The sequence below is a fragment of the Paenibacillus sp. J22R67 genome (assembly GCF_059692175.1).
Window position 1 is genome coordinate 657,683 of the sequence record NZ_JCAUAX010000001.1, and the last position, 11,968, is coordinate 669,650.

The 11,968-nt window shown below is 43.9% G+C and carries 15 protein-coding genes; 3 read left to right on the forward strand and 12 right to left on the reverse strand.

Features of this window, described 5'->3' with window-relative positions; all coding sequences use genetic code 11:
- Positions 1-3 precede the first annotated feature (3 nt).
- The 5 genes from AC58VC_RS03280 to AC58VC_RS03300 all read right to left on the reverse strand — a co-directional run bounded on the left by AC58VC_RS03280 (position 4) and on the right by AC58VC_RS03300 (position 4,071).
- Positions 4-1,260: an aspartate kinase gene (locus AC58VC_RS03280; RefSeq protein ID WP_497367399.1), complete on the reverse strand. Its 1,257-nt coding sequence runs from the start codon at positions 1,258-1,260 to the stop codon at positions 4-6.
- Between the two features lie 142 nt (positions 1,261-1,402).
- Positions 1,403-1,960, reverse strand: coding sequence for an elongation factor P (gene efp, locus AC58VC_RS03285; protein WP_161408391.1), 558 nt, complete (start codon positions 1,958-1,960; stop codon positions 1,403-1,405).
- Between the two features lie 15 nt (positions 1,961-1,975).
- Complete coding sequence (locus AC58VC_RS03290) at positions 1,976-3,049, reverse strand: M24 family metallopeptidase (RefSeq protein ID WP_497367400.1); 1,074 nt, start codon at positions 3,047-3,049, stop codon at positions 1,976-1,978.
- A gap of 23 nt (positions 3,050-3,072) precedes the next feature.
- Positions 3,073-3,507, reverse strand: coding sequence for a type II 3-dehydroquinate dehydratase (aroQ, locus tag AC58VC_RS03295; RefSeq protein ID WP_161408390.1), 435 nt, complete (start codon positions 3,505-3,507; stop codon positions 3,073-3,075).
- A 75-nt stretch (positions 3,508-3,582) separates the two neighbouring features.
- Entirely contained in the window at positions 3,583-4,071 is a 489-nt protein-coding gene (locus AC58VC_RS03300; RefSeq protein WP_497367401.1) for a YqhR family membrane protein, read from the reverse strand.
- Positions 4,072-4,223: 152 nt separating this feature from the next.
- Here AC58VC_RS03300 and AC58VC_RS03305 point away from each other — a divergent pair, with 152 nt between their 5' ends.
- A complete protein-coding gene (locus AC58VC_RS03305; protein ID WP_497367402.1) occupies positions 4,224-5,165 on the forward strand; it encodes a DUF1385 domain-containing protein in 942 nt (313 codons plus the stop codon).
- On the forward strand, positions 5,162-5,419 hold the full coding sequence (locus AC58VC_RS03310) for a hypothetical protein (protein ID WP_497367403.1): 258 nt from the start codon (positions 5,162-5,164) through the stop codon (positions 5,417-5,419). The genes AC58VC_RS03305 and AC58VC_RS03310 overlap by 4 nt, the downstream gene beginning before the upstream one ends.
- A gap of 9 nt (positions 5,420-5,428) precedes the next feature.
- Here the strand turns inward: AC58VC_RS03310 and AC58VC_RS03315 are convergent, their stop codons facing one another.
- Positions 5,429-6,397, reverse strand: a complete 969-nt coding sequence (locus AC58VC_RS03315; RefSeq protein WP_497367404.1) for a patatin-like phospholipase family protein — start codon at positions 6,395-6,397, stop codon at positions 5,429-5,431.
- Positions 6,398-6,509: 112 nt separating this feature from the next.
- The gene (mntR, locus tag AC58VC_RS03320) at positions 6,510-6,935 is read right to left on the reverse strand and encodes a transcriptional regulator MntR (protein ID WP_127449606.1); all 426 of its coding nucleotides are present in this window, start codon (positions 6,933-6,935) and stop codon (positions 6,510-6,512) included.
- A 163-nt stretch (positions 6,936-7,098) separates the two neighbouring features.
- On the opposite strand from mntR, the gene splB reads away from it, so the two are divergent.
- Positions 7,099-8,160, forward strand: coding sequence for a spore photoproduct lyase (splB, locus tag AC58VC_RS03325; RefSeq protein WP_497367405.1), 1,062 nt, complete (start codon positions 7,099-7,101; stop codon positions 8,158-8,160).
- A gap of 18 nt (positions 8,161-8,178) precedes the next feature.
- Here splB and AC58VC_RS03330 read toward each other — a convergent pair whose 3' ends face one another.
- The 5 genes from AC58VC_RS03330 to AC58VC_RS03350 all read right to left on the reverse strand — a co-directional run bounded on the left by AC58VC_RS03330 (position 8,179) and on the right by AC58VC_RS03350 (position 11,947).
- Positions 8,179-8,892 carry a cytochrome c biogenesis CcdA family protein gene (locus AC58VC_RS03330; protein ID WP_497367406.1) on the reverse strand — a complete coding sequence of 238 codons (714 nt, stop codon included), beginning with the start codon at positions 8,890-8,892 and terminating at the stop codon, positions 8,179-8,181.
- Position 8,893: 1 nt separating this feature from the next.
- Complete coding sequence (locus AC58VC_RS03335) at positions 8,894-9,694, reverse strand: metal ABC transporter permease (protein WP_315949128.1); 801 nt, start codon at positions 9,692-9,694, stop codon at positions 8,894-8,896.
- 12 nt (positions 9,695-9,706) lie between these two features.
- Positions 9,707-10,486: a metal ABC transporter ATP-binding protein gene (locus tag AC58VC_RS03340; RefSeq protein ID WP_161408383.1), complete on the reverse strand. Its 780-nt coding sequence runs from the start codon at positions 10,484-10,486 to the stop codon at positions 9,707-9,709.
- Positions 10,487-10,520: 34 nt separating this feature from the next.
- Positions 10,521-11,405, reverse strand: coding sequence for a metal ABC transporter solute-binding protein, Zn/Mn family (locus AC58VC_RS03345; RefSeq protein WP_497367407.1), 885 nt, complete (start codon positions 11,403-11,405; stop codon positions 10,521-10,523).
- Positions 11,406-11,587: 182 nt separating this feature from the next.
- A complete protein-coding gene (locus tag AC58VC_RS03350; RefSeq protein ID WP_497367408.1) occupies positions 11,588-11,947 on the reverse strand; it encodes a hypothetical protein in 360 nt (119 codons plus the stop codon).
- Positions 11,948-11,968: the final 21 nt, after the last annotated feature.

Below are 11,968 nucleotides of genomic sequence, written 5' to 3' on the forward strand. Positions count from 1 at the left end.
AGATTATCTGCGATCTTGAGGTCCGCCAACAAATGCTTGCTCTGTTGTGTCCAAGCCGTAAGCTGTGTGCAAAGATTGGATCACTTCTGTCAAGTTCGTGTTCTCGATGACGCAAGACACTTTAATTTCGGACGTGCTAACCAGAGAGATGGAGATACCTAAGTCAGAAATCACTTTAAACATCGTAGCAGCAACGCCAGGCGTACTAACCATGCCTGCGCCAACGATGGACACTTTCACCATGTTCACTTCGAAAGTTACTTCACGGAAGCCGATTTCACCGCGGATGGATTCAATTGCATCCAGCGCTTTTTCACGGTCAGCAAGCGTTGTTGTGAAAGAGAAATCCGCTGATCCATTGAGAACACCGCTCTGTACAATGATATCTACATCGACTTGAACCTCGGCAAGCGCCATGAATACTTTTGCCAGTTGACCCGGTTTCTCAGGTACACCTAGAATACTAACTCTTGCCACATTCTTGTCATAGGCGATGCCACGGACAACGATTCCTTGCTCCATCACTGCTTCCTCCTTCACGTTGGTACCTTCATTGTTAGTAAAGCTGGAACGTACCACCAAGGTAACGTTATAGTTTTTGGCATATTCCACTGCTCTTGGATGAAGAACCGCAGCTCCCAGATTAGCAAGCTCCAGCATTTCATCGTAGGAAATTTCACTCAGCTTTCTCGCTACTTTCACAATGCGCGGATCTGTTGAGTAAATACCATCTACGTCGGTATAAATCTCACAAAGATCTGCTTTGATCGCAGCAGCAAGAGCAACAGCCGTCGTATCAGAACCGCCGCGGCCAAGCGTTGTAATTTCTCCGGCTTCGCTCATCCCTTGGAAACCAGCTACAATTACGACGTTGCCTTCTTTGAGCGCATTCAGAACGCGCCCTGGCTGAATATCGGTAATTCTCGCTTTTCCGTGAACATCTTCCGTGAAAATCCCGCTCTGCCAACCGGTGTAAGAAACCGCTTGTTCCCCTAAACTATGTATCGCCATCGATAAGAGGGCTACAGAAACCTGCTCTCCTGTCGTTAAGAGCATATCCATTTCACGAGCCGGTGGGGCTCCATCGTAAATTTGCTTAGACAGGTCGATTAGATCGTCCGTTGTATCACCCATCGCAGATACGACAACAACGCAGCTGTGACCTGCTTGCTTTCGCTCAACGATTCTTTTTGCAACACGTTTCATTCGCTCCGCATCACCGACAGAGCTACCGCCAAATTTCATCACTATTAGAGACAAAGCTGACCCACTCCTAACGCATACTAGTGCATAACAATTCAATATTATAGCATAAAATGTGGTTTTGTGTGAAAAATTGCACACACAAAACAAAAAAACTCCCTGACTTGTCAAAAGTCAGAGAGGCTTGTCCTAGTTGAAACTAGGCACGGGAGATATAACGGCCATCTTCGGTATCAACTGTCAGCACGTCGCCTTCGTTGATAAACAGTGGAACTTGTACAACAAGACCTGTTTCCACTTTTGCACCTTTAAGCGCGCCTTGAGCTGTATTACCTTTAACGCCCGGCTCTGTTTCTACAACTTTCAAATCAACGCTTTTCGGCAGATTGATCCCAAGAATTTCACCTTGGTAGCTCAAAATTTTGATGTTCATGTTCTCAAGAAGGAAGTTCAATTCCCATTTCAATTGCTCACGGGAAAGGCTGAACTGATCATACGTTTCTGTATCCATGAACGTGAACTCGTCGCCGCTAGCGTACAGGTACTGCATTTCACGGTTTTCGATATGTGCACGGCCCACGTTCTCACCCGCACGGAAAGTACGCTCAACGGTGTTGCCGTTGCGCAGGTTTTTCAGCTTGGAGCGCACGAATGCAGCGCCTTTACCTGGTTTAACGTGTTGGAAATCTAGAACTGTAAAAATATCATGTTCTACTTCAATGGTAAGTCCTGTTTTGAAATCATTTACTGATATCACTTGTGAATCCCTCCGCTAGTCAATAATAAGAAAATCTTTTGTAGAATTTGTAAGTATTTTAATGCCGGTGTCAGTAATTACTGCGTCATCTTCAATTCGAACTCCCCCAAAACCAGGAAGATAAATGCCAGGTTCCACCGTAACCACCATACCAGGAGTTAAAATTGTATCCTCGGTTTTCGACAAGCGAGGAGATTCATGAACCTCCATGCCTAAACCATGTCCGGTACCGTGACCGAAGTAATCGCCATAGCCATGCTTCACGATGACATCTCGTGCGAATGCGTCGCCTTCTCTGCCTGCAATACCAGGTTTGAGATTGGCTAAACAATGGAGTTGAGCTTCCAGAACAATATCATAGATTTCTTTATGCTTGTCTGTCGGCTTTCCTAGCATAACTGTTCTTGTGATGTCAGAGCAATACCCTTTATAATACGCTCCAAAATCAAATTTGACAAATTCGTTTATTTGGAGCACGCGATCACTTGCTTTGCCATGAGGCAGAGCGGAGCGTTCGCCGGAAGCCACAATCGTTTCGAACGAAGTCGATGTGCCGCCATTTTTGCGGATAAACATTTCAATCTCAAGCGCAATATCGAGTTCCTTCACGCCTGGCTTGATGTAGGACAAAATGTGCGAAAAAGTTTGGTCTGCCAGATCTGCAGCTTCCTGCATGATTTGGAGTTCAGCATCGTCTTTGACCATGCGGATGCCTTCGACGAGTTTCGCAGTCGGCAATAGCTCGATGCCCGGTAATGCTGCTTGATAACTTAGGAAGTCACCATAGGACACATCCCCTTGTTCGAAGCCAAGCTGCGTAATCCCTTGTTGATTCAAAAGTTCTTTGACAGCTTCCATTACGTTAGCCTTATGCTCAACCACTTCAAAAAGCTTCGCTTGCTGAGGGGCTTGTGTCATATAACGAAAATCTGTTAAAAGTATTGCACGCTCAAGCGTTATAAGAACATAGCCGGAAGAACCGGTGAATCCAGATACATATGTACGGTTATATGCGTTCGTGATGAGTACAGCCGGTAAATTTTGCTCTTGCATAACCTTGCGAAGACGCTCAATACGTTTCTCCTGCATCGAAATCACCATTCCTTCTTCTTTTATTGCATATGGGTTAGTAGTGCTCTTAAACCTAGCTCATAGCTCTGCACACCGAATCCACTAATCTGACCGATAACAACCGGCGCGGTGACGGAGTGATGACGAAACTCCTCGCGCTTATGAATGTTCGATAGATGAACTTCAACGGTAGGCAATTGAACGGAAGACAGCGCATCGCGAATAGCGTAACTATAGTGCGTAAATGCGCCGGGATTAATGAGAATACCATCTTTCGTACCAAAGGCTTCATGAATTTTATCAATAATATGGCCTTCATGATTCGATTGGAAGCTCTCAATCTCAACCGAAAGAACTTCGGCTAATTCAGTCAAGCCTTGAATAATGACGGATAGAGACACCGTTCCGTACACACCAGGTTCACGTATGCCCAACATATTTAGGTTGGGGCCGTTAATGACAAGAACCTTTTTCAACAGGAATCACTCCCCAGCATTTTTCAGTCCACAGACTTTATCGCCTATTTAACCTTTGATATTTTACCATAACTTTCATGTCTTGTGTATAGGTTGTCTTGTTCTTGTATCTGTGTACTCGATCGCAATTGAATATCCAATAAACATTCCCCAGACCAAGAATAAACATAGATCAGTCAGAATGCTATTGAGGTCCAGATCCGTAATCCAGTATGTCATCCCCGCCAGTGGCCCAATCAATAAATAAATCGCCGCCCACCAGAGCGCACCATACCCTATTCCCCACCAAGCAGATTGCAACCTCCACATAGTGACCATATAGATGAAGGCAGCGATAATGGAAAATACCGTAAAAAAGCCCCACCCAATGAGCACTCCCTGCCAAGTCATAAGAAAATCATGTTTGAAAAAAGGCTCAACAAGAAAGCCCACCACGATAGTCGTAAATTTAAAATAGTGTTCAATTATTTTCATGGCTCCCCAAATGAATCCAGCGAAAAAGCCAATGTAGATGACGAAAAGCCAACGATTTGTTTTCATTTCCCCCACATTTTTCTCATTCATCAGTCGTTATCTTCCTTTCTCTACAGATATTGCACGTCATTCACAGGTAAGAATAGTATGTTCTACCGTTATCGGTAGCATTCAAACCCTGAATCCGTTACAATAGGAAAGTACGAAAAACCGAATTCGAGAAGGATAAGAAGGTGGATCTCATGGCAGAACAAAACAGTATATACGGAGGACAAGCCGTCATTGAGGGCGTCATGTTCGCAGGAAAAAATGTGCATGTAACCGCCGTGCGCAAGAAAGATGGCTCACTTGATTTCTTAGAAGTCCCTAGGAAAGATATCCCTTGGGTACAAGCGCTCAAGAAAATCCCGTTAATTAGAGGGATTGTCGGCATTATAGAATCCAGCGCCAAAGGTGCTCAGCATCTTAATTTCTCAGCAGAATCCTTCGCTGAACAAGAAGGTGAGGACAAGTCCGCGGCCAAAGATGAGAAACCTGGCTTCTTCTCCAACATTTCCATGATTCTTGGCGTGGCGGTTGTGGGTGTATTATCGTTCCTTTTTGGGAAATTTGTATTTACACTAGTCCCGGCAATCATTGAACAGTTTTTGTTTGGGAATGTATTTAGCAATCAAATTCTTCATAATCTTATAGAAGGTGTTATCAAAATCATCTTGCTTGTAGGATATATTTACTTCATATCCTTAACACCTATGATTCGTAGACTTTTTCAGTATCATGGAGCTGAGCACAAAGTAATCAGCGCCTATGAAGCTGGCGTCGAGCTTACCGTCAGCAATGTACAGAAGTTCAACACGCTGCACTATCGTTGCGGCAGCAGCTTCATTGTTTTTACCGTATTGATCGGCGTCGTTATCTACTCATTCCTGCACTATGATGGGTATGTTGAGCGTATTTTGCAGCGCTTAGTGCTGCTCCCAGTTGTTATCGGGGTTTCTTATGAAGTACTAAGATTCACGAACTCCCTTCGTGAAGTACCGGTTCTCCGTTACTTGGGGTACCCGGGACTGTGGCTTCAACTGCTGACTACCAAAGAACCTGAAGACAGCCAAGTTGAGGTTTCCATCGCTTCTTTTAACCGGATGCGTGAAGCAGAAAAAAGAATAATGGAGGGACGGGCATGAGAAGAAGATTTTCGCCGGTCGAGATCGCTATCGGTGTTTTGATTGCGATTGGATTGTTGGTAAATCTGCCATCTTTTTTCATTCCAATTCTCGTATTAGGGCTTATATTTCTTCTATACAAATTTCCGCCATCTCGTTGGAAAAAACCTTCCTTTGGCCGCGGGCCATCCAAGCCAAAAAGGAAAAACGCAAAGTTTCGCGTAATCAATGGAACAAAAGAGTCAGACTCGGATGATTTTCCGAAATATCATTAATCAAACTCGTCATTTGGTCGGAACGCGCAGTACGTACTTCAGATAATTCTCTTCATAGGTTTGGGCGGACCATTTAGTAAAGTAGTCTTGGGAAGCTTGATAGCCCGAATCATAAAGCGCTAGACTCAATTCCTTGGATAAATTAAATTGTGTGTTCCCTACACCGAGCGTAGGAATTTTAACCGTACGGAAGCGGTTTTTCATCTCAATGTACCGCTCATCATGAGCACTGAGCATCGTTCCAAACAAGGCTTCGAGCATAGTGATCGGCCCTTTAATTGTGTGCGTGGGCGTTTCGCTTTTACCTACCAATTGGAACCCGATAACGGGAATGATATCTTCACGATCGGTATCCCGGTCGAACACCCATAAGGGATAATTGCTTAACAACCCACCATCTACGATATAATAAAACTGCTCTGCGAATGGCGCTGCCTTCGCAGAGCTTTTTATTTGCCGGCGGATCATGACCGGATCAAAAAAGTAGGGAATACTCGTGCTCATCCGCACCGCTTTGGCGATTGAGAACTTCCGCGGATCAATCCCATATTGCGCAATATCCTCAGGCAAAACAAGCAGCTTGCCTTGCGTGATATCCGATGCAATAATTCGCAGCTGATTGGGCTTCAAATCACCAAAATTGCGGATGCCCTTGGCAGCAAGCAGCCCCGACACCCACTGCTCCACTGCTTCACCGGAATATAGGCCTTTCTTGATCAGCAGCCGCGCTGCCGGCCCGATGATTTTGGTATTAAAAATCGGTGATCGCTTCATAAACGATTTGAACGGAGTCCTGAGGATTATTTCTCTCATCTCTTCTCCGGTATAGCCTGCCGCCAGTAAAGCCGCTACGATCGCTCCAGAGCTTGTACCTGCGACTTGATGGAATACATACCCCTGCTTCATTGCTGCACTGACACCGCCGGCGAGTGCAATGCCCTTTACGCCACCACCTTCAAACACGCCATTGATTAACATTCGACACCCCTCCCCCAAATCATACAAAAGGGCTTACTATGTTATGTATGCGGGGGCAGTTTGTTTCTATGCACAATAAAAAGACAGAGTGCCGCGGGTTGCGGCCTCTGCCTTAGTTATCAGCTTCTAATTCTTTACGAACATTCAAGAGTTCATCTGTCCTACCTGGATCCCTGCGGAAATATTCGACCAAAGTCTCGATACATGTGATGGAATCCCAGCTTAGATGATGCTCGATTCCCTCAACATCCTTATATATATTGTCCTCTTGGACACCAATGATTGTTAAGAAATTTTCGAGCAGTTGATGACGTTCAACTAATCGCTTACCCATTTTCTTACCTTTTGGAGTTAACATAAGTCCGCGGTACTTCTCATAGATCAGATAATTATCTTTATCCAGCTTTTGAATCATTTTCGTCACGGAGGAGGGATGCACTTCAAGCCCTTCAGCAATGTCGGAGACACGAGCGTAACCTTTCTCGTCTATGAGTTTATATATTCTCTCCAGATAGTCTTCCATGCTAGGCGTAGCCATTGCTTTATTTCCCCCTGCTTTCCTTTATTTCCTGCCACTTGCTTACCTATCATAATCCATCAACCTAGATGCGGTCAAATATCCCATGGTTCATCCACTCCGCGCATTGGCACACTAAATGTCAGCAACGAACTTCATCCCGATTGGCTGAAAGGAGATTTCCATGACTACAGAAATACTCACTAGACCTGTACCTAGCACGACAGTCTTCGTGCCAGAGCTTGTTTATTTTGAGCCTGACGCGATGAATTATACCAAGGGCAGGCAGATCTATGAATGGGCCAAGCAGCAAGGGTTAGAGATTCAGATGACAACCTCACATAATCAAATACGCGATCTTCCTGGTGATACTGAGCTTGAAAAATACCGCATTGCCAAACGAACATTGGTTGTCGGCATTCGCAAGACACTTAAATTCGATACTTCAAAGCCATCTGCCGAATATGCGATTCCTATCGCTACAGGCTGTATGGGGCACTGCCACTACTGCTATCTCCAAACTACTTTAGGGGCAAAGCCCTACATTCGTGTTTACGTCAATATGGATGATATTCTAGGCGCCGCTCAAAAATATATCGACGAGCGGGTACCCGAAATCACCCGTTTTGAAGCCGCATGTACCTCAGATCCTGTTGGTTTGGAGCATATCTCTGGCTCCTTAAAACAGCTCATCGAATTCATGGGGCAGCAAGAGCACGGGCGACTGCGGTTTGTTACGAAATACCATCATGTAGAGCCACTTTTAGATGCCAAACACAATAAACATACCCGTTTTCGCTTTAGTGTGAACGCGGATTATGTGATTAAAAATTTTGAACCAGGTACTTCCAAATTTCTCGAAAGAATTGAAGCTGCTGGTAAAGTGGCCAAAGCTGGATATCCACTCGGTTTTATCATTGCCCCCATCATTTGGCACGAAGGCTGGGAAGAAGGTTATGCCACGCTTTTGGAACGGCTTCACAAGGAGCTTCCACCCGAAGCAACAATAGATTTAACCTTTGAAATGATTCAACATCGATTTACTAGAACGGCCAAAAACGTCATCGAAAAAAGATATCCGAAAACGAAACTTGAAATGGACGAAGAAAAACGCAAATATAAATGGGGCCGTTGGGGACAGGGTAAATACGTATATCCAGATGAACAAGCAAACGCACTAAGGGAATTTATCACAGAACAAATCTTTGATAAATTCCCTCAAGCCAAAATTGAGTATTTTACTTAACCATATGCTCATTCATCATTAAAACTTCAACCACTCCGGGGTTATGGTGTTTAACCAAAGTGTGATCTGCGTCATTTTACCTGTATAAAGTAAAACCGCAATCACGACCATTAAACCCCCTCCAATTTTCATGATCAGGTTGGAATAACGCAAAATCCATTTGGTCGAGCCGATAAAAAAGGAAAGTACAAAAAACGGAATCGCAAAGCCTAACGAGTAGGCAGTTGTTAGTTGAAACCACGTACCAGGCTCCGTTGTAGCCAGAGCAAGAATAGCCGATAAGATTGGCCCTACACAAGGAGACCACCCTGCGGCAAATCCCATCCCGATCAATACCGAACCGATATATCCCGCGGGACGAAACTTGATTTGAAGCTTGCGTTCTCTCATTAACCACTGCGGTTGGAATACACCAAGCAGGAATAAACCCATGATAAAAATCAACAGCGCAGCTATTTGCCTAAGCAAATCTCGATAATCGATGAAAAAATTGCCTAAAAATCCTGCCGTTAAGCCTAACGCATAAAAAATGATTGAAAATCCAACGATAAAACTTAGTGTATGCAGCATTGTTTGTCTGCGCACCTGAGCGGATGTTTCACCGGATTTCAATTCACTTACTGAGATTCCCGTTATGTAGGATAGATAAGAAGGATATAATGGCAAACAGCAAGGCGAAATGAAAGATGCAATCCCCGCCCATAAAGCAATCCATAAATTAACAGAGTCCATGTTAAATCCTCAATCCTCTTTTTAAAATGATCCCGATCAACATTGCAATGAGTGTAAGCACAACAGTCCCACCCGGAGCGAGATCCCAAACGCCAGCAACAACTAGGCCAATAACAACCGCAATTTCTGAAAAAATAACAGCCAAAATAACGGAGTGTTTGAAGCTTCTTGCTATTAGCAAACTACACGCAACCGGAATCGTCAACAAGGACGAAACAAGTAGTGCGCCTACAATCTTGATGGCAACCGAAATAACAAGCGCAGTAAGCATCGTAATCATCATATTATAATATTTAAGCGGAAGTCCACTTACACTAGCTGCATCCTCATCAAAAAACATAAGAAAGAACTCTTTAAAATGAACCGCAATAACTCCGACAACAAGAACGGATACACCGAGAACAACCCATAGATCCTGACGATCCAGCGTATAGATGCTTCCGAACAAATAACTCATGACATTCATATTGAAGCCCTTGCCTAGGGTAAAAAGAATCGTAGCCAGCGCAACGCCGCCAGACATAATGATGGCGATAGAGAGCTCTGCATACGTTTTGTAGGCTTTCCGCAGACGTTCAATAGCGAACGAAGCTAACAAGGCAAAGACAAGCCCTACACCGAGCGGGTACACGTTAATGAGAAATCCAAGGGCGACCCCAGCAATAGATACGTGTGCGAGTGTATCCCCGATCATCGACAATCGCCGAAGGACAAGAAAAACGCCCATTAATGGCGCTGTCAGGCCAATCAATATACCGCCAATTAAAGCGCGTTGAAAAAAATACTCCGTGAATATGTCCAAAATGCCCGCTCCTTACTGAACTCCGATCATCTCGCGAATCTGGCCGATCGAATGTGTCAAATTCGTTTCTCGGCAATCCTCGGGATCATGAGTATGCTTCACATGAAACTTTATGCCGCCGCTAACTTGCTGCGGCTCTGTACCTAAATAAGACTGCATCATATCCATGTCATGGGACACCATGATGAACGTCATATGATGATGCTGGTGCATGTGACGAATCATCCTGAAAAATCCGAGCTGCGACTCAGCATCAATCCCTACCGTAGGCTCATCCAATATGAGCAGCTCGGGATTGTTCACGATCGCGCGCGCGAGGAAAGCGCGCTGCTGTTGTCCGCCTGACAGCTGGCCGATTTTGCGGTCAGCTAAGTCCTCGATGCGCATGGCAAGCATCGCGTCTTCCGCTTTTTGCAGGTCAGCTTTGGATAACCTGCGGTAGATCCGCTTCTTCGAATACATCCCTGACAAAACAATTTCCCTCACAGTAGCCGGGAATAACGGATTGAATGCATTTTTTTGCGGAACATAGCCAATGCGTTCCCAATCCTTGAATTGGCTTAGTGGACTATCAAACAACCTGATCTCTCCGCTTGTAGGCTTAAGAAGTCCTACAAGCATTTTGAGCAGTGTTGTTTTACCGGCACCATTAGAGCCAATAACACCAACAAAATCTCGTTCAAGCACGTTAAAACGAAGCTTATCAATGACCTTTTTATGTTCGTAAGAAAAGGAAACCTCATCAATAGACACGATACTTTTGTGACAGAAATCTTTATGGCTTATCTCCATTTTTATAACCCCTGACTCGTAATGAACTACCCTTCTATTGTAAGGCAGTCACTAAATTTTTCAAATTTTTGTCCATAATCGAAATATAATCTTCGCCTGCTTTAGCTTGCTCTTCCGTTAATCCTTCAAGAGGATTCAATACCATCGTTTCTACCTTAGCATCCTTGGCTAACGTCTTTGCCAACTTATCGGATACAAGCTCTTCAAAGAATATATATTTCAAGTTATGCACTTTGATGTATTCATTCATATTCTTAAGATCCTGAGCGGTTGGCTCGGCGTCAGGAGATAGTCCCATAATGGACAATTGCGTCAAGCCATAATCTCTGCATAAATAAGCAAAAGCCTGATGAGACACGGCGATTTCCTTTTTCGAAGTTTGCCCCAGTTCTTTTTTATATCGAGCGTCTAAATCAGTTAATTTCGCAGCATAGTTCGCATAATTTTGCTCGTACGCATCTTTATGGGCCGGGTCTGCACTAATGAGTGCCGTTTTAATATTATTAGCCATTTTCACAGCATTTAACGGGCTAAGCCATGCATGAGGGTCGAATTCCTCTTTATTTTCGGAAGTTTTTATTAAAGCTGCCCCATTGCTTGCTTCTACTACTCTTAAAGTTGAATCCGGTGATAGACTTCCTAGAAAATCCTTCACCCATCCCTCAAATCCAGCGCCCTGATAGACGAAAATCTGTGCTTGCGTCATATTTTTGATGTCTCTGCTCTTTGGCGACCAATCATGGGGTTCTACTCCAGCTGGAACCAAGTTAATTGCATTCACATAATCTCCGCCAATTGCCTTAGTAAACTCATATAAGGGATAAAAACTAGTAACTACATTGACCTTTCCTTGAACAAGCTTAGCTTTTGAACTTGCAGCAGTACCGCATCCAGCCAATATAACACTTAAAATAACCATGACGGTTATGGACATGAACCATTTCGAACGTATCATAATAACCACTCCACCCGTGTTCTAAATCGTAATAATTTTTATTAACGAATTGATTATACGAGTCCCCCTACTTGAAGTCAATACATCTTGTTGGCAAAATAAAAAGACCCGCTGTGAATTGTCACAGCATGGCCTTAATTCAATTACTACTGCTCTTGCTCTTCTTTCTTCTTTGAACTGTCAGAATCATCTTTAGATGAACTCTTATCTTCCTTATCGGCTCCCTCATCAGACTTGGAACCCGCTGCTTTGTCGCTTTGCTCTTTCATCTTCTTATATCGCTCTTCTGATTGCTTAAAAAGCTTGTTCTCTTGCTTCACCTTATATTGAATAATCTCATCGTACATCTTATATTGTTTTTTTAACTCCTGATTAATAATACTATCATCTTCTTTTTTCGTGCTTGAGGCCTTCGATTTAGACTCTTTCTTTGCTTTCTCTTCCTCTTTCTTTTTATCCGAACCTCCGCCGAAAATAGAACAAGATGTTAAAACAAGAACCATCACCGAAATACAGATCAACTTCAA